This is a genomic window from Aeromonas sp. FDAARGOS 1407 (assembly GCF_019048725.1).
Classification (GTDB): domain Bacteria; phylum Pseudomonadota; class Gammaproteobacteria; order Enterobacterales; family Aeromonadaceae; genus Aeromonas; species Aeromonas enteropelogenes.
In genome coordinates this window covers 251,305-272,572 of record NZ_CP077399.1, presented here as the reverse complement: position 1 = coordinate 272,572, position 21,268 = coordinate 251,305, and the positions used below count along the sequence as shown (strand labels likewise).

At 59.7% G+C, this 21,268-nt stretch carries 22 protein-coding genes; 15 read left to right on the top strand and 7 right to left on the bottom strand.

Features of this window, described 5'->3' with window-relative positions; all coding sequences use genetic code 11:
- Positions 1-13: 13 nt before the first annotated feature.
- From tapU to I6L37_RS01330, 3 genes are all read left to right on the top strand, one after another.
- A complete protein-coding gene (gene tapU, locus I6L37_RS01340) occupies positions 14-1,123 on the top strand; it encodes a type IVa pilus ATPase TapU (protein WP_042026652.1) in 1,110 nt (369 codons plus the stop codon).
- Between the two features lie 43 nt (positions 1,124-1,166).
- Positions 1,167-1,940 carry a peroxide stress protein YaaA gene (gene yaaA / locus I6L37_RS01335; RefSeq protein WP_216993089.1) on the top strand — a complete coding sequence of 258 codons (774 nt, stop codon included), beginning with the start codon at positions 1,167-1,169 and terminating at the stop codon, positions 1,938-1,940.
- Between the two features lie 188 nt (positions 1,941-2,128).
- Positions 2,129-2,554, top strand: a complete 426-nt coding sequence (locus I6L37_RS01330) for a hypothetical protein (RefSeq protein ID WP_042026650.1) — start codon at positions 2,129-2,131, stop codon at positions 2,552-2,554.
- 354 nt (positions 2,555-2,908) lie between these two features.
- Here I6L37_RS01330 and I6L37_RS01325 read toward each other — a convergent pair whose 3' ends face one another.
- Both I6L37_RS01325 and arfB read right to left on the bottom strand, forming a co-directional pair.
- A complete protein-coding gene (locus tag I6L37_RS01325) occupies positions 2,909-3,400 on the bottom strand; it encodes a methylated-DNA--[protein]-cysteine S-methyltransferase (RefSeq protein ID WP_216993088.1) in 492 nt (163 codons plus the stop codon).
- 30 nt (positions 3,401-3,430) lie between these two features.
- The gene (arfB, locus tag I6L37_RS01320) at positions 3,431-3,847 is read right to left on the bottom strand and encodes an alternative ribosome rescue aminoacyl-tRNA hydrolase ArfB (protein ID WP_026456194.1); all 417 of its coding nucleotides are present in this window, start codon (positions 3,845-3,847) and stop codon (positions 3,431-3,433) included.
- A 201-nt stretch (positions 3,848-4,048) separates the two neighbouring features.
- Between arfB and glnK the strand changes: the two genes are divergently transcribed.
- A complete protein-coding gene (gene glnK, locus I6L37_RS01315; protein ID WP_026456195.1) occupies positions 4,049-4,387 on the top strand; it encodes a P-II family nitrogen regulator in 339 nt (112 codons plus the stop codon).
- A 140-nt stretch (positions 4,388-4,527) separates the two neighbouring features.
- On the opposite strand, the gene I6L37_RS01310 is transcribed toward glnK, so the two are convergent.
- Complete coding sequence (locus tag I6L37_RS01310; RefSeq protein ID WP_026456196.1) at positions 4,528-4,998, bottom strand: MarR family winged helix-turn-helix transcriptional regulator; 471 nt, start codon at positions 4,996-4,998, stop codon at positions 4,528-4,530.
- A gap of 159 nt (positions 4,999-5,157) precedes the next feature.
- On the opposite strand from I6L37_RS01310, the gene I6L37_RS01305 reads away from it, so the two are divergent.
- Together I6L37_RS01305 and I6L37_RS01300 are read left to right on the top strand one after the other, a co-directional pair.
- Positions 5,158-5,685 (top strand): hypothetical protein, encoded by a 528-nt coding sequence (locus tag I6L37_RS01305; RefSeq protein ID WP_042026648.1) that lies wholly within the window; start codon positions 5,158-5,160, stop codon positions 5,683-5,685.
- Positions 5,686-5,694: 9 nt separating this feature from the next.
- Positions 5,695-7,293 (top strand): BCCT family transporter, encoded by a 1,599-nt coding sequence (locus I6L37_RS01300; protein ID WP_216993087.1) that lies wholly within the window; start codon positions 5,695-5,697, stop codon positions 7,291-7,293.
- Between the two features lie 126 nt (positions 7,294-7,419).
- On the opposite strand, the gene I6L37_RS01295 is transcribed toward I6L37_RS01300, so the two are convergent.
- Positions 7,420-8,658: a multifunctional CCA addition/repair protein gene (locus I6L37_RS01295; protein ID WP_216993086.1), complete on the bottom strand. Its 1,239-nt coding sequence runs from the start codon at positions 8,656-8,658 to the stop codon at positions 7,420-7,422.
- A gap of 241 nt (positions 8,659-8,899) precedes the next feature.
- On the opposite strand from I6L37_RS01295, the gene mutY reads away from it, so the two are divergent.
- From mutY to mltC, 3 genes are all read left to right on the top strand, one after another.
- Positions 8,900-9,964, top strand: a complete 1,065-nt coding sequence (gene mutY / locus I6L37_RS01290; protein WP_254203532.1) for an A/G-specific adenine glycosylase — start codon at positions 8,900-8,902, stop codon at positions 9,962-9,964.
- Positions 9,961-10,233, top strand: coding sequence for an oxidative damage protection protein (locus tag I6L37_RS01285; protein WP_216993085.1), 273 nt, complete (start codon positions 9,961-9,963; stop codon positions 10,231-10,233). The genes mutY and I6L37_RS01285 overlap by 4 nt, the downstream gene beginning before the upstream one ends.
- 83 nt (positions 10,234-10,316) lie before the next feature.
- Positions 10,317-11,420, top strand: a complete 1,104-nt coding sequence (mltC, locus tag I6L37_RS01280) for a membrane-bound lytic murein transglycosylase MltC (protein WP_026456201.1) — start codon at positions 10,317-10,319, stop codon at positions 11,418-11,420.
- A gap of 69 nt (positions 11,421-11,489) precedes the next feature.
- Here the strand turns inward: mltC and I6L37_RS01275 are convergent, their stop codons facing one another.
- A complete protein-coding gene (locus tag I6L37_RS01275; RefSeq protein ID WP_042070422.1) occupies positions 11,490-11,870 on the bottom strand; it encodes a YgiW/YdeI family stress tolerance OB fold protein in 381 nt (126 codons plus the stop codon).
- Between the two features lie 250 nt (positions 11,871-12,120).
- Here I6L37_RS01275 and I6L37_RS01270 point away from each other — a divergent pair, with 250 nt between their 5' ends.
- Both I6L37_RS01270 and ompA read left to right on the top strand, forming a co-directional pair.
- A complete protein-coding gene (locus I6L37_RS01270) occupies positions 12,121-13,131 on the top strand; it encodes an SGNH/GDSL hydrolase family protein (protein ID WP_216993084.1) in 1,011 nt (336 codons plus the stop codon).
- 282 nt (positions 13,132-13,413) lie between these two features.
- Positions 13,414-14,448 (top strand): porin OmpA, encoded by a 1,035-nt coding sequence (gene ompA / locus I6L37_RS01265; protein WP_042070420.1) that lies wholly within the window; start codon positions 13,414-13,416, stop codon positions 14,446-14,448.
- 120 nt (positions 14,449-14,568) lie between these two features.
- On the opposite strand, the gene I6L37_RS01260 is transcribed toward ompA, so the two are convergent.
- Complete coding sequence (locus tag I6L37_RS01260) at positions 14,569-15,591, bottom strand: GGDEF domain-containing protein (protein WP_042026641.1); 1,023 nt, start codon at positions 15,589-15,591, stop codon at positions 14,569-14,571.
- 133 nt (positions 15,592-15,724) lie between these two features.
- Here I6L37_RS01260 and rnr point away from each other — a divergent pair, with 133 nt between their 5' ends.
- From rnr to I6L37_RS01240, 4 genes are read left to right on the top strand one after another with little or no spacing between them, the layout of a single operon-like run.
- Positions 15,725-18,124, top strand: a complete 2,400-nt coding sequence (rnr, locus tag I6L37_RS01255; protein ID WP_216993083.1) for a ribonuclease R — start codon at positions 15,725-15,727, stop codon at positions 18,122-18,124.
- Positions 18,121-18,870, top strand: coding sequence for a 23S rRNA (guanosine(2251)-2'-O)-methyltransferase RlmB (rlmB, locus tag I6L37_RS01250; RefSeq protein ID WP_216993082.1), 750 nt, complete (start codon positions 18,121-18,123; stop codon positions 18,868-18,870). The genes rnr and rlmB overlap by 4 nt, the downstream gene beginning before the upstream one ends.
- A gap of 4 nt (positions 18,871-18,874) precedes the next feature.
- Positions 18,875-19,441, top strand: a complete 567-nt coding sequence (locus I6L37_RS01245) for a Crp/Fnr family transcriptional regulator (RefSeq protein ID WP_216994103.1) — start codon at positions 18,875-18,877, stop codon at positions 19,439-19,441.
- A 56-nt stretch (positions 19,442-19,497) separates the two neighbouring features.
- Positions 19,498-19,953 (top strand): GNAT family N-acetyltransferase, encoded by a 456-nt coding sequence (locus tag I6L37_RS01240; RefSeq protein WP_216993081.1) that lies wholly within the window; start codon positions 19,498-19,500, stop codon positions 19,951-19,953.
- A gap of 72 nt (positions 19,954-20,025) precedes the next feature.
- Here I6L37_RS01240 and srmB read toward each other — a convergent pair whose 3' ends face one another.
- On the bottom strand, positions 20,026-21,249 hold the full coding sequence (gene srmB / locus I6L37_RS01235) for an ATP-dependent RNA helicase SrmB (protein WP_216993080.1): 1,224 nt from the start codon (positions 21,247-21,249) through the stop codon (positions 20,026-20,028).
- Positions 21,250-21,268 lie beyond the last annotated feature (19 nt).

The window sequence follows — 21,268 nt, the reverse complement described above, 5'->3', positions numbered from 1 at the left end:
GGAAGGAGACATCATGAATCTGGATCAGATGCTGGCCGAGCTGGTCAGCCGCAAGGGCTCGGATCTGTTTGTGACGGTGGGCTCGCCTCCCACCCTCAAGGTCAATGGTCACCTGGTGGCGCTGGGCAACGAGCCCCTCGACAAGAAGGAGGCGCTGACCCTGGTCAGGGAGACCCTCAGCTCGGACCATTTTGAACGCTACATCCGAACCAAGGAGGCCAACTACGCCATCCATCGTGAGGAGCTGGGCCGTTTTCGGGTCAGTGCCTTCTGGCAGCAAGAGCTGCCTGGCATGGTGCTGCGCCGCATCGAGACTCGCATTCCCACCTTCGATGATCTGAGCCTGCCTCCCATATTGCAGGACGTGGCGATGGCCAAGCGGGGACTGGTGTTGTTCGTCGGGGCCACGGGGGCGGGCAAGTCCACCACCCAGGCGGCCATGATCGGCTATCGCAACCAGCATGCGGATGGGCACATACTGACGGTGGAAGATCCGGTGGAGTTCGTGCACCAACACGGCCGCAGCCTGGTGACCCAGCGCGAGGTGGGGATAGACACCGAATCGTTCGACGTGGCGCTGAAGAGCTCTCTGCGCCAGGCGCCGGATGTGATCCTGATCGGAGAAATCCGCAGCCAGGAGACCATGGAGTTTGCCCTGCAGTTTGCCGAGACTGGTCACCTCTGTCTGGCAACTCTGCATGCCAACAACGCCAACCAGGCGCTGGATCGCATCCTGCATCTGGTCCCCCAGGAGAAACACCGCCAGTTTCTGTTCGATCTCTCGTTCAACCTGCGTGGCATCGTTGCCCAGCAACTGGTGCCCAGTATCGACGGGCGGCGACGTTTTGCCGCCTTCGAGATCCTGCTCAACACCCCGCTCATCACCGACATCATCCGCAAGGGAGAGATGCACCGGCTCAAGGAAGTGATGACCAAATCCTCAGAGCTTGGCATGCAGACCTTCGATCAGGCGCTGTTTGCCCTGTTCTGTGCCGGCCAGATTGGCTACAGTGAGGCCCTCGCCCATGCCGACTCGGCCAATGACCTGCGACTGCTGATCAAGCTTTCGGGTCATGAACAGCTGGGATCCGGCATGCTGGACAATGTGACGCTAGACGAATAACGGGACCGCCCGGGCGGGCGGTTCCTCGCCATAGAGGATCCTTATGCTGATTGTGGTATCTCCGGCCAAGACGCTGGATTACGAGTCACCCCTGGTGACGTCCCGTTTCACCCAACCCGAACTGCTGGATCACTCAGCCGAGCTGATCGCCCGGGCCCGTCAGCTGAGCCCGGATCAGATCGCCAGCCTGATGAAGATCAGCGACAAGCTGGCTGGTCTGAATGCCGCCCGTTTCGCCGAGTGGCAGCCGGCATTTACCCCGAAAAATGCCCGTCAGGCCCTGCTGGCCTTCAAGGGTGATGTCTACACCGGGCTTGCGGTGGAAGATTTCAGCGACGAGGATTTCGAGTTTGCCCAGCAACATCTGCGCATGCTATCCGGTCTCTACGGTGTGCTACGACCGCTCGATCTGATGATGGCCTACCGGCTGGAGATGGGGATTCGCCTCGATAATCCGCGCGGCAAGGATCTCTACCAGTTCTGGGGCGACATCATCACCGAGCACCTGAACAAGGCGCTTGCCGTTCAGGGGGATGAGGTGCTGGTGAACCTGGCTTCTGACGAGTATTTCAAATCCGTGCGTCCCAAGGCCCTGAAGGGGCGGATTGTTACTCCGGTATTCAAGGACGAGAAAAACGGTCAGTTCAAGATCATCAGTTTCTACGCCAAAAAGGCGCGGGGCATGATGGCTCGCCATATCATCAAAAACAAACTGACCAGTGCGGAACAGCTGACCGGTTTCAACGCCGATGGCTACTACTTCGTGCCGGAAGAGTCAGATGCCACCACCCTGATGTTTAAACGTGCAGAAAATTAATTACAAAAAGAGGGAACCAATCTTCCTAGTGATGGGTCTGATTATATGAATCCTCTGTTGTAAGCACTTTTTATTCGCCGACGTTTGATACGTCGGCTTTTTTATTGTCTATCAATTGCTTTCGGTGAACCCATGTGGTTCAGATAGACTCAAGAAAGGGTGTTGTCGTCACAAGCTGGAGGTGGATGATGGAACAGAAAAATGCCATTCGGCAGGTGGCCGTCCCTTGGGCGCCCTCCCGCCAGCTACCGCCCGGCCTGGTTGTCGCCGAGCTGCATCAGGATCTCTGGAGCGACTCCCTGACCATCATGCTGGGACGGGCTCGCAGCATAGATCTGCCGCCCCAGTTGCTGTGCCGGGTTCACTTTCGCCATATCTACGCCCTGCGGGTGATGGAGGATTGCGATCTGGCGGAGGGGAAGGATAGTCATGCCATCGAGGAGCAGATCCAGATCATCACGCCGTCCCGTTTTGCCAGCTGGTTTCATCAGGAATCCGATGGCCTACATTTGGACGAAGACTTGCAGCACTACCGCATCTCGACCTGGGACTATTGCGCCGATGTGTTGACCTCCTCCGCGCCCGAGCTCTCTTTTCTTGCCCAGAGCGAATGATGGAAGTGTGATACCAGAGGCGAAGGAGCTCCTTCGCCTCATTTTTTTGTGTCGACTGACCCCCAGTAGTGGGGGAGGCTTGGCACAAAAAAAGCGCCTCAAAGGAGGCGCGGGGGAAAAAGACAGATTGGAAGCGTCACATGGGTGCTACTTGAATCGGCGATGAGCCATGCCAATCAAGTATGAGTTCATATTGCCAGGGGCTATCTGAAGTAGTGCTGAGATGATTCTTCATCCTCTGTTCATATTCTCGGCAACTATTTCCGGCCGCCGTGCCAGTCGCCAGCCTATGCCTTCGGGTATCCTGCCAGCCCGTTCCCATCTTCAGCCCGAGTCTCCATCAGCGCGGTTTTGTCAGGGGAGCAACTCGAATGTTCCCGCCGTCTGTTCCAAAGCCAGTAACCAGCGTTTGATCGGGATGCCGCCGGCATAGCCGGTCAGATCGCCGCTGCGTCCGATCACCCGGTGGCAGGGGACTATGATGCTGAGGGGATTACGGCCATTGGCGGCGCCGACCGCCCGTACCGCCTTGGGATTGCCGATGGCGGTGGCGATATCGAGGTAACTGACGGTGTCGCCATAGGGTATGTCGCACAGTGCCTGCCACACCGCTTGCTGAAACGGTGTCCCCCTGGCTGCGAGTGGTAGATCGAACTGCTGCAGGCGACCTGCAAAGTAGGCGGAAAACTGCTCTTTGTAGGGGGCGAGTGCGGCATCGTCCCGTTGCCACTCTGGCTGTGGCATGACGGGGCGTTCGCCCTGGATGAACTCCACATGGCGCAGGCCATCATCGTCGATGGCGATGAGCAGGGGGCCGCGGGCGCTTTCGCAAAAACTGTATCTCATCTTCTTTCGCTTTCGCTGTGAAGGGGGGCATCACTCCAGTACCGGCTTGCCACGGGCTGACTTGATCTCCCCCTTGCGTTTCTTGGCATCGACCCGCTTGCGTTGGGAGCTGCGGGTCGGCTTGGTGGCATGGCGAGTCTTGGGGCGCCAGGCTGCTTTTTTCAGCAGTTCCACCAGGCGGTGCATCGCCTCCTTGCGGTTCATGTCCTGGCTGCGATGGGTCTCGACCCGGATCAGGATGAAGCCATCGTGGATCCGGCTGTCGCTCAGCTTGTCGAGCCCCTCTATGTAGAGCGGCGGCAGGCTCGGTGAGTGGCGATAATCGAAGCGCAGCCAGACGGCGGAGTCGGTCTTGTTGACGTGTTGTCCGCCGGCTCCCTGGGCCCGCATGGTCTGGAATTGCAGCTCATGCCAGGGGAGGGTGACGCTATTGGAAATCACTAACATGCTGTGGTGCTCTTGTTTGGTGCAGACGTGCAGGTCGCTGCACCTTGGTGCCTCATTATGGGGCGCGCAGATCGGTTGCGGGGGCGGCTCAGGTCAAGGGGACTGCAATTAGACGCTATCTACATGAGATAACACAGTAAAAATTTTTGGCACAAGAATTGATTGCTGGTTCATGACACACCATGGATTGGGAGCAACCAGATGAAGCTGATTACTGCGATTATCAAACCATTCAAGTTGGACGATGTCCGTGAGGCGATTGCCAACCTGGGGGTGGAAGGGTTGACCGTGTCCGAGGTCAAGGGATTTGGCCGCCAGAAGGGACACACAGAATTATACCGGGGAGCCGAATATCAGGTCGACTTCCTGCCCAAGGTCAAGCTGGAGATCGCGACCGCCGACGACAACGTGGAAGGGGTGATCGAAGCCATCTGCAAGGCGGCTTATACCGGCAAGATCGGTGACGGCAAAATTTTTGTCTACGACCTGCTGCAGGCGGTGCGTATCCGGACCGGCGAAGGGGATGAAGAGGCGCTGTGATACATCCGCTGGGTAGTGAAGGCTGGTCCTTGACCATCAGCGGATGACGTATGGCTTCGTCATGAGGCCGCGCCGACCGCCTGTCTCGCTATCAACAATAAGGCCGGATGGCATGCCATCCGGCCTTATTGTCATGCCCGCTATTCGGTGAGAGGTCTCACGCTCAGCACAGGGGCCGCATCTATTTCATCGGCATTCATCATCGACGAGATGCGCTGCAGGGAGGAGAGCAGCAGAGTCTGCTCCCAGGGCTCCAGTGCCTGAAAACGCTGGATGAAGCACTCCTGCAGCGGTCTGGGGGCCTGGTTCAGCAGGGCCCTGCCTGCGTCGGTCAGGGTGGCGTGCACCTTGCGCTTGTCAGTTTCGCTGCGAATGCGTTGCACCAGCTGGCGGCTCTCCAGCCGATCCATGATGGTGGTGGCCGTCGCTTGGCTCATGTTGGTGTGATTGGCCAGTTGGCGCATGGAGATCTGGCCAAGTTCGTCTATCCCTTTGAGCAACAGCAGTTGTGGTGACGTGAGACCCGCCTCCTTGATCAAGCGCTTGGAGTGCATGTCGATGGCACGAATGATCTGGCGCAGCGCTATCAGCACTTCATCATGTTTTTCCATGGGGAACCGGGTCGTCAGGAGGATTTAAGGGGGCAAATTCTGCTCTTGCCAGAGGAAAACGTCAATATGGTTACGACTCTAATGGTTTATGTTCAAAGTATTTTTGTGTTAGTTTAGCCCCCTCTTTGCAGAATTAGCGCTGACATTTGAGGAGTGAAGATGACCAATGAACTGGATATCAAGACCCTGGTAAGTGGGTTGAAAGTGGTGCGTGTACGCTATGAACTGCCGGATACATCGGCTTTTGTACGCTACCAGCCCGCCTACGACGAAGACCCCAACAATCTGAAGGTCCATCACTATGATGGTGAGCTTCCCCTCTCTTGTAGTGAGACAGGTACTTTCAACCTAAAGGAGTTGGTCAACGAGTTGCGCTATGCCTATGTGCTGGTTCATCTCTTCCCCGACGAGAGTGCCATGAACTTCTACCTGACTGGCCTGGATACCGGTCTGGCGCAGCTGGAGTTCATCGGCGGCTCCTATGACTTCAACCGTCTCTGGATCACCAGTGGTATCTCCAACCTAGGCGTGCCCATGGCCATCTTCCTTGGCAAGCGTCATGCAGTGAATGGCCAACCGTCGGTTTCCCTGGTGGATCATCGCGAACAGGCGGCCGGCAAGCTGGTCTATCGCGCCATCGGCGGCGCCGGCGAGCACGTTGGCGAAGACTTTTTCAACCACGACTAAGGAGGCTGGATGCGAGCAAGCAAAGGGCTGTTGAAAGGCCTCAATCCCACCATGGCCATGACGGCACTCACCGTCATCACCCTGTTTCTGTTGTTCGGGGTCTTTGTTCCCGATACGGCCGCAGCCTGGTTTACCGGCGCCAAGGATCAGATCATTGCCGGGTTCAAGTGGTACTACATTCTGGTGGTCGCCCTGTTCCTGTTCTTCGCTGTCTATCTGATGTTCAGCCGTTTTGGCAACATCCGGCTGGGTGACGACGACCAGGTACCGGAGTTCGGCTACTTTGCCTGGTTTTCCATGCTGTTCAGTGCAGGCATGGGGATTGGACTGGTGTTCTGGAGCATCGCAGAGCCCATGTATCACCTGCAGGACAACCCCTTCATCACCGATGGCATGACTCCCGAGGCGGCCCAGGTCGCCATGCGCCTCACCTTCTTCCACTGGGGCCTGCACCCCTGGGCCATCTATGTGATCGTCGGTCTGTCGCTGGCCTTCTTCAGCTACCGCCGCAAGTTGCCGTTGGCGATCCGTTCCGTGCTCTACCCCATTCTCGGTGATCGCATCTACGGTTTCTGGGGCCATGCCGCCGACGTGCTGGCGGTATTCGGCACAGTGTTCGGGGTGGCGACTTCCCTTGGTCTTGGCGTCTCCCAGATGAATACCGGCCTCAACCAGATGTTCGGGATGGAAGTCTCGCAGGCCAATCAGCTGTGGCTGATCGGTGGCATCAGCCTGGTGGCCACCCTGTCGGCCGTCTCCGGTGTGGGGCGTGGGGTTAAGTTGCTCTCCGAGCTCAACATCTGGCTGAGTGTTTTCATTCTCGGCCTCTTTCTGGTGCTGGGCCCGACCACCTATATTCTCAACGCCTATGTGCAGAATATCGGTGACTACCTGCAGAACATCATTCAGCTGAGCTTCTGGACCAACACCGAAGCCAATGGCACCTCGGCCTGGCAGTCGAGCTGGACCGCCTTCTACTGGGGCTGGTGGATCGCCTGGGCGCCGTTCGTCGGCATGTTTATCGCCCGCATCTCCAAGGGTCGAACCATCCGCGAGTTCGTACTCGGCGTCTTGCTGGTGCCTTCCCTGCTCGGCATGCTGTGGCTCACCGTGTTTGGTGGCACCGCCATGAATCTGGAGCTGTTTGGCGATGGTGGCGTGGTGGCGTCCGTCAATCAGGACGTGACCCTGGCGCTCTACAAGACGGTGGATCTGCTGCACTGGGAGACCTTCGGCTGGATTGCCAAGGGGGTGTTGACCCTGCTGATCTGCACCTACTTCATCACCTCCAGTGACTCGGGCACCCTGGTCATCACGACTCTGCTCTCCATCGGGGATCAGGATCCTCCCGTGATGCACCGCGCCATCTGGGGGCTGGGCGAGGGCTTGGTAGCCGCCATCCTGCTGGTATCGGGCGGGCTGGCTGCCCTGCAGGCGGCCAGCATCATAGCCGCGCTGCCGTTCTCGGTGATCATGCTGGCCATGTGCTATTCGCTGATGCTGGGACTCAAGCAGGAGAGTCAGCGCCAGTTCGAGTATCGCCAGAACCTCAAGCGCCACGATGGCTCAACCCACATGAGCCTGCTGGACCGAATTGGTCCGGCCTGACGAGCGGATATCACAAAGGGGGCTCAGGCCCCCTTTGCATCGACAGCGGCCGTAACGACGTGTTTCCCCTATGGGAGTGCATCGTCGGTACGGCCGCTTTTTATTGGGTAGTTGTGGCCGGGAGCCTTACTCCTCGATAAAGGTCCACTCATCCTTGACCCGGCTGATGGCGTCGGTACGCCGCTTGGCCAGCTGGGCCCTGATCTCCTCTCCCTTGAAGCCTGCCGCAACAATCTCTTTCACCGGCACGGCTTGCGCGGCGGCCAGCGCCTCGGCCACATAATCCGGCTCGGCATAGACCCGTTCCTCGAAGCCGGTGCGACCGTGAAAATCGGCGCGGCAGGCATCGAGCAACTGGGCGAAACGCTCCGGTCTGCGCCAGGCGTCGGCCTTGTCGAACACCTTGAGCAGGGTGGCGGGTTTGAGTTCAAACGCGATATGGATGTGGGTGTGCAGATCGCTCACCAGCAGCGCCAGATCCCGGCACTCGTTGGGGACCCGAAAGCGCTGGCAGAAGTCGCGGATGAGGGGTAGCCCCTTCTGGCCATGGCCGTGATGGCTCGGCCAGAACTCCCTGGGCGTCAGCCCCTTGCCAAAGTCGTGGCAGAGGGCGGCGAAGCGCACTGTCAGTTCGGGGGAGAGGCGACAGGCCTGTGCCAGCACCATCATGGTGTGGATGCCGGTGTCGATCTCAGGATGCCACTTGGCGGGGGCGGGCACCCCGAACAGGGCGTCAAGCTCGGGGAACAGCGCCTTGAGGGCGCCGCACTCGCGCAATACCTCGAAGAACACCTGCGGTGTCGGGCCCAGCAACACCTTCTCCAGCTCCTTCCAGACCCGCTCCGGGGTGAGGTGGGCCAGCTCGCCTGCGGCCGTCATCTCGCTCATCAGGGCCAGGGTCTCGGGGGCAATCACGAATCCCTGGGCGTGGAAGCGAGCGGCAAATCGGGCCACCCGCAGGATGCGCAGGGGATCTTCGGCAAAGGCGGGGGAGACGTGGCGCAGCAGCCGGTTTTCCAGATCCCGGATACCGCCGTAGGGATCGTGGAGCTGGCCCTCTTCATCCTCGGCGATGGCATTGATGGTGAGATCCCGACGCAGCAGATCCTGCTCCAGAGTCACATCGGGGGCCGCATGGCAGACGAAGCCGGTGTAGCCCTGGCCCTGCTTGCGCTCGGTCCGGGCCAGAGCGTACTCCTGCTGGGTCTTGGGGTGGAGAAACACGGGGAAGTCGCGACCAACCTGGGTAAACCCCAGCGCCAGCATCTGTTCCACGGTGGCGCCCACCACCAGATGATCCCTGTCGCCCTGCGCCAGTCCCAGCAGCCGATCCCGTACTGCGCCCCCAACCAGATAAGTTTGCAAACCCTGTACCTCTTCAGCAATGATGGGGCCGAGTATATCGTCTTTGCGGCGGCTTTGCTGCCGGGGGCGAGGGAGGGAAAAAATCCCTCTGCGGCGCTTTGACTTCATCTGGGGGAGGCCTTACCCTGCCGCACACATGAGCGCTCGCCATACCCTCCGTCGCCTGTTGCAGGGCATGTCGGTATATGGTGAGCCGAAGGAGCCGGAGAGTTCCTTTTCATATCAGATACATGAGAACAATGTGAACCAATCAACCTTCGCTAGCCGGGTGCTGGACTGGTACCAGCTCCACGGCCGCAAGACCCTGCCCTGGCAGCAGGAGAAGACCCCCTATCGGGTCTGGGTCTCCGAAATCATGCTGCAGCAGACCCAGGTCGCCACTGTGATCCCCTATTACCAGCGCTTTATGGCGCGCTTTCCCGATGTGGTAGCGCTGGCAGATGCCCCCGTAGACGAAGTGCTGCACCACTGGACCGGTCTTGGCTACTACGCCAGGGCCCGCAATCTGCACAAGGCGGCCCGGCAGATCCGCGATCAGCATCAGGGGGTCTTCCCGGAGCAGTTTGACGAGGTGGTGGCCCTGCCGGGCATTGGTCGATCCACCGCTGGCGCCGTGCTCTCCCTCTCCCTCGGGCAGCCCCACGCCATTCTCGATGGCAACGTGAAGCGGGTGCTCACCCGCTGGCTTGCCCTGCCGGGCTGGCCTGGCCAGAAACAGGTGGAAAACGAGCTGTGGGAGATAGCGACCCGCCTCACCCCGAGGTTGGGGGTGGCCCAATACAACCAGGCCATGATGGACATGGGTGCCACCATCTGTACCCGCAGCAAGCCCGCTTGCGAGCGCTGTCCGGTGCGGGATGATTGCCAGGGGCTGTCGCAGGGCAAGCCCACCGACTACCCCAACAGCAAGCCCAAGAAGAGCATTCCTGCGCGCACCGGCATCATGCTGCTGATCCGCCACGGTGACGAACTGCTGCTGGAAAAACGTCCGCCACAGGGGATCTGGGGCGGACTTTATTGCTTCCCCCAGGTGGCATCGCTGGCCGAGGTCGACGGGGTGTTGCAGGGGCTGGGCCTCAATGGCAGCTGTTATCGGGAGCTGGAGGGTTTTCGCCACACGTTCAGCCACTTCCATCTCGATATCCAGCCGCTGCTGATAGAGACGGACAAGGCGCCGGCCCTGCGTCTCATGGAAGCGGATAACCGACTCTGGTATAACTTACGCCATCCTGCACAGGTGGGGCTGGCAGCCGCCACGGCCCGCCTGCTCGCCTATCCGGACTTACAACCACAGAGGTCAACATGAGCCGTACCGTATTTTGCCAACGTCTGAAAAAAGAGGCGCCGGGTCTCGATTTCCAACTCTACCCCGGTGAGCTCGGCAAGCGGATTTTCGACAACATCAGCAAGGATGCCTGGGCCGAATGGCAGAAGAAGCAGGTGATGCTGATCAACGAGAAGAAGCTCAACATGATGAATCTCGAGCATCGCCAGTTGCTGGAGAAAGAGATGGTCAGCTACCTGTTTGACGCGGGTGAAGTCCAGATCGACGGTTATACCCCTCCCAGCCAGTGAGCTGAGAGAGCGTAAAACGGTTATCCCCTCCTGGTACAAGCCAATAAGTGACGGGCGGCCCGGCCGCCCGGTTTGAGGATCCTATGGGCCGAATTCTTTGGCTGCTGTGTGCCTTGCTGTTTCTCTCTGCCTGCTCATCCTCTCCCAAGCCCAGCGGGAGCGACGATGATGATCTGGTCAACGGCAAGGACATTCGCGGTTTTGAACACATGATCAGCGCGCTTTCCCATAACGTGAACGAGATATGGGGGCGGGAGGCGCTGTTTGCGGGCAAGTTTGACTACGTCAAATACACGGATCAGTACAAGAGCCGGGCCCACATCGACTTTTCCACCGGTCACATTATGGTGGAGACGGTCTCCGGGATTGAGCCCCGTGCCCACCTGCGTCGCGCCATCATCGAAACCCTGCTGACGCCGGACGATCCGGCGGAAGTGGATCTCTACTCGGATCGGGAGATCATGCCCGGTGGCGAGCCGTTTCTTTATGGGCAGGTGCTGGACAACCAGGGGCAACCGATCCGCTCCACTTGGCGGGCCGAGCGCTATGCCGACTATCTGCTCAACACGGCGATGAAGAAACGCACCCTGGGGATCCGCAACATCTTCTTCATCGATATCCCCATGGTGGCCAACCATGAGGATAAACGTGGCTACAAGTACGCCAGCATCATCCGGGAGGCATCCCGCAAGTACGGTGTTGCCGAGAGCCTGATCTACGCGGTGATCAAGACGGAGAGCAGCTTCAACCCCTATGCGGTGAGCCATGCCAACGCCTATGGCCTGATGCAGGTGATCCCGGCCACCGCCGGACGCGATGTCTATGTGCGGGTCAAGGGCAAGAGCGGTCAGCCGACCCGGGAAGACCTGTTCAATCCCGCCTACAACATAGATGTGGGGACGGCCTATCTGCACCTGCTGCAGACCGTCTATCTGGCGGATATCCAGGATCCCCAGTCCCGTCGCTATGCGGTGATCTCCGCCTACAACGGTGGCGCCGGTGGTGTGCTCAACACTTTCTCCAGCGATCGCAAGGCGGCGCCGGGCCGGATCAACCAGCTTTCCCCCGAGGCTGTCTATCAGGTACTGACCGAGCAGCATCCCAAGGCGGAGGCGCGCCGTTACCTCTACAAGGTCAATCAGGCCGAAAAGGGGTTCAAACGATCCTTTGCCAGGCAGGCGGGATAACCGGCAATAACGACAAAGGGCGCTTGATATCAAGCGCCCTTGTTGGTTCTGACTGGCATGGTGTTGCCATTATTTACCGATGAAGCCACCTTTGGCCTGGGGAGCCGCGCCCACCTTCTCCAGTGATTCCACTTCTACCTCGGTCTTGTTCCAGCTGTGGTCTACTTCACCGCGGATGCGGATCAGGTCATCCGGACCCACTTCGACGCCACGCCATACGTCCTGATCCACTTCGACTTCTACCTCGCCGCTGGCATCACGGAACAGGTAGTTTTCGTCGCCCAGGTGTTTGACCAGCTTGCCTTCCAGAGTGGCCCAGCTGTCATCAGCCAAGTCTTTCAGTTGCGCGACGGAAACCTTGTTCTGCTCCTGGGGGCCGGTGTAGGCCGCCATGGCGAAAGAAGAGACAGACATCAGGGCCACCAGTCCGATTACGCTTGCTTTGTTCATTTTTATGCTCCTGTCGTTGGTATGGGGCCATTTTGGCGAGGCAGGCGTGAAACAAGCGTGAAAGAACGGCACTTTTTGCCGACGAATGAGAGCGCAATCGATTTAATCGCACAGCTCGGCGTGTTCAATTTCATTTGAATCTGTAATCTGTCGTCTGGTTAGTAAGGGGCTGGTTCGACGCATTCCCGACGTCGTTGCGGCTTGAGGACGAGTTGCGGGCTCTGCCTGCTCAATCAATGAGAATAACAATATGAAAAAATGGCTTGTTTGTTTATTGGGGTTACTGGCGCTGACTGCTCAGGCGGTGGAGCACCCGAGCTTTTCCCGGATCGTGATGTTTGGTGACAGCCTCTCGGACACCGGCAAGATGTACAAGAAGATGAAGGGGTATCTCCCCTCCAGCCCTCCCTATTACGAGGGGCGTTTCAGCAATGGCCCGGTCTGGTTGGAACTGTTGCGAGACGAACACTTCCCCGGGCTTCAGCTGGCTAACGAGGCTGAAGGTGGGGCGACGGCGGTGGCCTACAACAAGCTGGGCTGGCTTAACTTCTGGGCCTGGGATCCCAAGTATCAGGTGATCAACAACCTCGACTACGAGATCGATCAGTTCCTGGCGAAGGACAGCTTGCGTCCCGACGATCTGGTGGTGATCTGGGTGGGGGCCAACGACTATCTGGCCTATGGCTGGAATCAGGAGAAGGATGCCGATCGGGTGATCGAGACCATCCGCCTGGCATCCAACCGACTGGTACTTAACGGGGCGCAGCAGATCCTGCTGTTCAACATCCCGGATCTGGGCAGAACTCCATCCGCCAACAGCATGAAGGTAGTGGATCAGGTACGCCACGTAGCCAGCTATCACAACCAGCGGCTGCTCAATCTCTCGCGCGAGCTGGCCCCCCTTGGCATCGTCAAGATGTTCGAAGTGGACAAGCAGTTTGACGAGATGGTCGGTGATCCCCAGAAATTCGGGCTGAGCGACATCGAGCACGCCTGCTATGGCGGCGGGTATCTATGGAAGCCCTTCTCCGATGCGAGCGAGGCGCCAGCCTTGAGCGTCCCAGAGCGTCTGGCGGTGGCCGGCAACCCGATCCTGGCCCAGGCTGTCGTGAGCCCGCAAGCGGCCCGCAGTGCGGCAGCCCGGAACTGCGATGAGCACATGTTCTGGGATCAGGTGCATCCAACCGCGACAGTGCACAAGGCGATGGGGGAGCGGGTCGCCGCTTTCATCGAACAGCATTACGAGTTTATTCGTCGCTGATCTGCGATCTGTAAACACCGGTGCGGGGCCAACCTCATGTTGGCCCCGCATTTTTATGGTCCTCTTTCCTTTGCCGCTTACATGTCACAACTTTGTCTAAAAATCAGACGCTTGTGCTGTGTTTGTGAACGTTTCTGGGTTATGGTGTTTTTTGTTAATTGGTATCAAGCACTTGAAAATGGACTAACGTTAATATGCTGCGATCGCAGTCGATGTGGTCGTGCCCATAAGATGGGGTGGTATCAAGCAACCCCTCCTACATAAAGTTGCAGAGGCTAAAACATGAAAAAGTCATTGATTACCTTGTTGGTTACCGGCTTGCTCGCGGCCAATGCCCAGGCTGCAGGCCAAGACAACACCTGGTATGGCGGTGCCAAGCTGGGTTGGTCCAACTTCTACGGCATTGATGAAAGCAACAATTTTACCCTTGGCGATGAAACCAACGATGCACTGGGTGCCGGTGCTTTTGCCGGTTATCAGGTCAACCAGAATCTGGGTATCGAGCTGGGTTATGACTACCTGGGCAAATACAAGTATGACGCTACCACTGCCGCCGGTACTGCCTTCGGCGATAGCGTGAAGTCCCAGTTGGCTCAGCTGACCCTGAAGCTGGGTTTCCCGGTCACCGAGAGCCTGGATCTCTACGGTCGTATCGGTGGTGGTTATGGTTGGGCTGACAGCGAACGTTTCGACAGTGACAGCCGTTTCGTCGTCGTCGGAGCCCTGGGTGCCGAGTACGCTTTCAACCGTGACTGGGCCGCCCGTCTCGAATATCAATACTCAACACCTTATGGCAGCCGTGAAGACACGGGCGTGCGCATGGACAACGGTCTGCTCTCGCTGGGTGCCGTTTACCGCTTCGGTCAGGTCGCTCCCGTGGTTGCTGCACCAGCGCCCGAGCCGGCTCCCGAGCCCGTGATGGTCGAGAAGCAGTTCACCCTGAGCTCCGATGTGCTGTTTGACTTCAACAAGGCCACTCTGAAGCCGGAAGCGGGTCAGGCGCTGGACTCCCTCTATAGCCAGATTGAAGAGGCCCGACCCAAGGATGGGGTGGCAACCGTGATCGGTTACACCGACCGTATCGGTTCCGATACCTATAACCAGAAGCTCTCCGAGCAGCGTGCCCAAAGCGTAGCCAACTACCTGGTCGGCAAGGGTATTCCCGCCTCCAAGGTCAATGTGGAAGGTCGTGGCGAGTCCTCACCGGTCACCGGGGACAGCTGCGTCAGCAAGTCCAAGCGTGAGCTGATCGTCTGCCTGGCACCGGATCGTCGTGTTGAAGTGAAGGTGGAAGGGGTAGCCGAGGTTCAGGAGTAATTTCCTGATCCTGACCTGAACTAGCGGGACTGTGCGAGCAGCCTCATATTGAATAGCCAAAAGCCAGTCAATTCAATTGACTGGCTTTTTTGTTGATGGTGACGAGCAGATGGCAAGACATCAGGACGGGAGTGGCATCACCCGGTTGCGGCCCAGATCCTTGGCCTTGTAGAGCATCTTGTCGGTGCGCTCGACCAGGCTGTCGACACCCTCCTGGCCATTGTGCTCCGCCACTCCGAATGAGGCGGTGATGTGGTCGATGCGACGTCCAGATTTGCGATCCAGTACCGACATTCGCTCGATGGCGCGCCGGATACTTTCCGCCATCTGTCTGCTGAGTGCCAGATTGCGATGGGGCACCAGCAGGGCAAACTCCTCGCCGCCGAGACGATAGGCCGTTACCCCCTCCTTGCAGGCATCGCGCAGCCGCTTGCTGAAAGCCCGCAGCACCTGATCCCCCAGCAAGTGACCATACTCGTCATTGAAGTTCTTGAACCTGTCGATATCGGCCAGGATCAGCGAGAAGGGGTGCTTGCTGCGAATCAATCCTTCCAGTTCGAAATCGAAGGCGCGCCGGTTGAGCAGGTTGGTGAGGGCGTCCTCGTTGGCCAGTTTTCGAGTCTCGTTGAGCGCCTCACGCAGCTCCTTGATCTCTTTCTCGGCATTGCTGAGCTGGTTGCGAAAGTGCATGGTGGACATGCGCACATCGCGGGATTCGCGCACCAGATCCCGCAGGATCCCCATGGTGTCCTCCAGACTCAACCCCTCGTCGTCGATCTTGCTCAGCTTGTCGAAGCTCTTGTCGAGCATCTCCTGAAACAGGCCGGTATCAGAAATGGCATCCTGCATCGAGTGACCCAGCTCGTTGGCCATGGCGGCGAGGCTGAGTTTCATCGCCTCCATCTGCTGCTCATCCTGGGCGGCGAGGTGCTGGTGATAGAGGCGCTCGCAGGTGGTCAGCGAGCAGGTGCCCTGAAGCTTGATGGCCTGATCGATGGCCTGGTTGAGCTCGGGCATGCTGGCCGATACATAGTTGTACCAGAGATGATAATTGTCAGGTGTGGTGGGGATTTGGTACTTGATCATCAGGGGAACCGCCTGTTTGAGATAGGCGGCTGACTGGGCAAAAGTGTCCTTACTCATGAGTTCTGTGTCTCACATACCGGCAAACTGAGGAGAGTATGACAGAGAGAGTGGCCAAAAGGCAGCCGATGGATGCCATTCGCCCCCCCCTCCGATATAATGGCACCGTTACCACCAATCCTAAGGCCTGCTTATGTCTCAAAAAGATCCTTTCCTCGAACGCGAGGCCGAAAAATACGAGAATCCCATCGCCAGCCGAGAGCTGATTCTTGACCTCATCAAGGGCCATGAAAAGCCCATGTCCCGTGAAGAGTTGGCCAAGGTCCTCAAGCTGACCGATGAAGAGCCGTTGGAAGCCTTGCGTCGTCGCCTGCGCGCCATGGAGCGCGACGGGCAACTGGTATTCACCCGCAACCAATGTTACGCCCTGCCGGATCGCCTGAATCTGGTCAAAGGCTATGTGCTCGGCCACAAGGATGGCTTCGGTTTTCTGCGTCCGGAAGGTGGTGGTCCGGATCTGTTCCTGAACAATCGCGAGATGCAGCGCCTGATGCACGGCGACTACGCCTTGGTGCAGCCAACCGAGATTGACCGCAAGGGCCGTCAGGAGGCGCGTCTGGTGCGCCTGCTCAAGGCCCGCGAGGCGGACATCGTCGGCCGTTACTTCGTCGAGAACGGCGTCGGTTTCGTGGTACCCGACGACAGCCGCATCGGCCAGGACATCATCATCCCGGAAGGGGAGAACAAGGGCGCGCGTCAGAGCCAGGTCGTGGTCGTGCGCATCAACCAGCGCGCCACCGCCCGTTTCAACGCGGTCGGTACCGTATTGGAAGTGCTGGGTGAGAACATGGCCCCCGGCATGGAGATCGAGATCGCCCTGCGTACCCACGGCATTCCCCACACCTGGCCGGAAGAGGTGACCAAAGAGGTCGCCGGTCTGGGTGAAGAGGTGCCGGAGAAGGCCAAAGAGGGGCGCATCGATCTGCGCGCCCTGCCGCTGGTCACCATCGACGGGGAAGATGCCCGCGACTTCGATGATGCCGTCTTCTGTGAAGCCAAGCGCGGCGGTGGCTGGCGCCTGTGGGTCGCTATCGCCGACGTTTCCGCCTACGTGAAGCCGGGCACGGCCCTCGACACCGAGGCCTACCAGCGCGGCAACTCGGTCTACTTCCCCGAGTTTGTGGTGCCCATGCTGCCGGAGGTACTCTCCAATGGCCTCTGCTCGCTCAACCCACAGGTAGATAGGCTCTGCATGGTGTGCGAGATGACCATCTCCGCCGCTGGCCGCATGTCCGGCTACAAGTTCTACGAAGCGGTGATGAACTCCCACGCCCGCATGACCTACACCAAGGTGGCGGCGATCCTGGATGGCGATCCCAAGTTGCGCCAGCAGTACGAGCCGCTGGTGGGTCACATCGAGGAGCTCAACAACCTCTACAAGGCGCTCAAGCATGCCCGCCATCAGCGCGGTGCGGTGGAGTTCGAGAGCGAAGAGACCCGCTTCATCTTCAACGCCCAGCGCAAGATCGACCGCATCGTGCCGCTGGTGCGCAACGACGCCCACAAGATCATCGAAGAGTGCATGATCCAGGCGAACGTGGCCGCCGCCCGCTACATCGAGAAGAACGAGGCTGCCGCCCTGTTCCGGGTGCACGACCGCCCGGGCGAGGAGCGCCTGACCGGCTTCCGCGACTTCCTGGCCGAGCTGGGCCTGGAGCTCAAGGGAGGCCTGGAGCCCGAGCCGAAGGACTTTGCCGAGTTAGCTGCCAAGTTCGAGGGGCGTCCGGATGCGGAGCTGCTCTCCACCATGCTGCTGCGCTCCATGCGTCAGGCCATCTATCAGGCCGACAACATAGGTCACTTCGGTCTGGCCTTGAAGTCCTACGCTCACTTCACCTCGCCGATCCGTCGCTACCCCGACCTCATTCTGCACCGCGCGATCAAGTATCAGACCGCCAAGGAGCAGCAGGCCAACCTGCGCCACAAGTGGACTCCGAGCGGTGGCTACCACTACCAGCTGGAAGAAGTGGACCCGATGGGCGAGCACTGCTCCATGACCGAGCGCCGTGCCGATGACGCCACTCGCGACGTGGCAGACTGGCTCAAGTGCGAGTACATGCTGGATCACGTGGGTGACGAGTTCGACGGCGTCATCGCCAGCGTCACCGGCTTTGGCTTCTTCGTGCGTCTGGCCGAGATCCACATCGACGGTCTGGTGCACGTCAGTACCCTCACCAACGACTACTACCAGTTCGACCCGCTGCACCAGCAGCTGATCGGCGAGAACTTCCGCCGCCGCTACCGTCTGGGTGACAAGGTGCGGGTCAAGGTGATGGGCGTGAACCTGGACGATCGCAAGATCGACTTCGTGATGGTGGAAGAGCCCCTCAAGATCACCGGCAAGAACGCCAAGCAGGCGGTGCGCAAGATGGCCGAGATCAAGAAGGAGAAGGCCAAGAGCGCCGAGCGCCACGAAAAGCGCAAAGAGAAAGAGGGCAAGGATAACGGCAAACCCGCCAAGGGCGGCCGTGCCAAACCCAGCAACAGACGACCGGGCAAGAAGGCTCGCGACAAGGCCAAGAGCACTAAATGAGTACTGAACTGATCTACGGCATTCACGCTGTATCCGCGCTGCTGGAGCGCACCCCCGAGCGCTTCATCGAGGTGTGGGCCCTCAAGGGCCGCGATGATGAGCGGCTGCAGCCCCTGCTGGCCGAGCTGGATGCGCTCGGCCTCAAGGTGCAGAGCGTGAACCGCAAGACCCTTGATGACAAGGCAGAGGGCAACAATCACCAGGGCATCATGGCCCGGGTGAAGGAGGCGCCCAAGCTGGCCGAACACGATTTGGCCAGCCTGCTGGACGGCTTGGCGGTGCAAGAGACCGCCCCCTTCCTGCTGGTGCTGGACGGGGTGACCGATCCGCACAACCTCGGCGCCTGCCTGCGCAGTGCCGATGCGGCCGGGGTGCACGCGGTGATCGTGCCGCGCGACAAGGCCACCGGGCTGACCCCGATCGTGCGCAAGGTCGCCTGTGGCGCCGCCGAAGTGGTGCCGCTCATTCAGGTCACCAACCTGGCCCGCAGCCTGCGCGAGCTGCAGGAGCGTGGCGTCTGGCTGGTCGGCACCGCCGGTGAGGCGGATCACGACCTCTATCAGGCCAAGCTGACCGGCCCGATGGCGCTGGTGATGGGGGCCGAAGGCAAGGGCATGCGTCGCCTCACCCGCGAACATTGCGACGAGCTGGTGAGCATCCCGATGGCAGGGGCGGTATCGAGCCTCAACGTCTCTGTAGCTACCGGCGTCTGCCTGTTCGAAGCCGTGCGTCAGCGCCGTGCCTGACATGATGGACAGACCTCCCTTTCGCTGGGAGCAGGTCATGAATGAGCAGGAGGCCGCGCGCCTCCTCTCTTTTGCCCGCTCGCTGACGCTTGCCACCAAAAACTACCTCTGGCATGCAGGGGACAACCCGGATCTGCTGGTCAGGGTGGAACAGGGGCTGCTGCGTGCCCGAGTGGTGCTGGCGGATGGCCGCGAGTACATCAAGGAGTTCTACTGGGAGGGGGACGAGTTTCTCGACTTTCACCACCTGCTGAGCGGTGAGCCGGCCCGCTACAGCGTGGAGGCGTTGGAGCCCTGTCGGCTCTTGCTGTTCAATCTGGCCGATCTGCGTACTCTCTCCTGCTGGCCCGCCTGGTACCGGCATCTGCTGGCGGTGCAGCTGCGCATCAAGGAGGAGAAGGAGCTGCTGCTCCTGACCGAGAGCCCTCAGGCCCGCTATCAGCACTTTCTGCGCAGTTTTCCCGCGCTGGAGGCCAGGGTGCCCGATCACCAGATCGCCGCCTACCTCGGCATCACCCCCATCAGCCTGAGCCGCATTCGCAAACGGCTGAAAGCAATTAACAAAGGTTAATGCCGGCTGGCCGTGCCCGGATTATGCTGGCCGTTCGAATCGAGATGGAGTCGCCGATGAACTGGATCCTGAAGCCCTGGTCTGAACTGACCACTGACGAGTTGTACGAGTTGCTGGCCCTGCGCGCTGAGGTGTTCGTGGTGGAGCAGACCTGCCCCTTCCAGGATTTGGATGGATTGGATCGCCGCGAGGGAGTGTGGCACCTGCTCGGTTATCGCGGGGATCTGCTGGCAGCCTATGCCCGGGTCATTGCACCCGGGATCGGGGATGACAGCGGCGCCGCCATCGGCCGGGTCGTTACGTCGCCGAGGGCAAGGGGCGATGGCCTTGGCCATCAGCTGATCGGAGAGGCAGTGAAGGCGTGCGAGGTGCGCTGGCCGGCCCACAGCATCTGGCTGGGGGCACAGGCCCATCTGCAGGGCTTCTATGGCCAGCACGGTTTTGTGGCGGAAGGGGAGGGCTATCTCGAAGACGATATACCCCATATCGGGATGCGCAAAGTCGCAGTCTGACCGTCAGTCAAGGTGATGTATTATGCAGAAGGGCCATCCCGCGGGATGGCCCTTCTCTTTATCGCTAGGCGATCACTTCTTCTTTTTCTTCTTGGCGGACTTCTTCTTGTCGACCGGCTTTTTCTTCTTCACCGGCACCCGCGCCTCTTTGTGCTTGGGGCGTAGCTCATCGATCACCCGACGCTTGAGGCGCTCCTCGGTGTAGCGCTCGATCTTGGCGACCATGGCCATGTCGTGGGCTTCTACCAGGCTAATGGCACAGCCACGGTTGCCGGCGCGGCCGGTACGGCCGATACGGTGGACGTAGACATCGGCGCCGTAGGGCATGTCGTAGTTGATGACATGGCTGACGTTTGGCAGGTCGATGCCACGGGCGGCCACGTCGGTGGCGATGAGGAAGGGCACTTCCCCTTCATGGAACTTGCGGATCGACTCGATGCGCTTGCTCTGCTCCATCTCGCCGCGGATCCAGGCGCAGGAGACTCCCGCTGCCTGCAGCTGGCCGGAGAGCTCCGCCAGCCGCTCACGAGTCTTGACGAAGATGATGGCCTTCTGGGTTTCCGGGTTTTTCAGGATATGCACCAGCAGGGCCAGCTTGTGAGTGGCGTCGTCGGCCAGATGGATCCACTGGGTGATGGGACGACGCTCGCTGCGCGGCGGTTCGGCATGCAGCTCTACCGGATCCTTGAGGATCTCGCTCGCGAACTTCTCAAGGCCAGCCCCTTCCAGGGTGGCGGAGAACAGCATGGTGTGCTTGCGATAGCGCGCCTCTTCCACGATGCGGTTCACATCCTTGATGAAGCCCATATCCAGCATGCGATCCGCTTCGTCCAGCACCAGTACTTCGATGTCGTGGCTCTCGAACTCCTCTTTCTCGATGTACTCGAGCAGGCGGCCCGGGGTGGCGACGACGATGTCGGTGGTCTTGGTCAGGGCGGGCAGCTGCTCTTCATGGCTGACGCCGCCGATGATGGTTTCGATGCTGAGGTTGGTGTGGGCCGCCAGCGCCTTGGCGTGGGCGGTCACCTGCAGGGCCAGTTCACGGGTCGGGGTCAGCACCAGCATGCGGCAGGGGCCAGGCTTGCGGCGCGGGAAGTCCAGCAGGTGCTGGAGTGCCGGCAGCAGGAATGAAGCCGTCTTGCCGGTGCCGGTTGGTGCGGATGCCAGAATATCGCGGCCGTCCAGGGCTGGCTCCAGCACCATCTGCTGGATGGTGGTGGGGCGGGTGAATCCCATCTCGGCCAAGGCCCGGTTGAGGGCGGGATGCAGGTCGAAATCATCAAAGGACTGGCTCATGGCAATACTCGGTCATTTA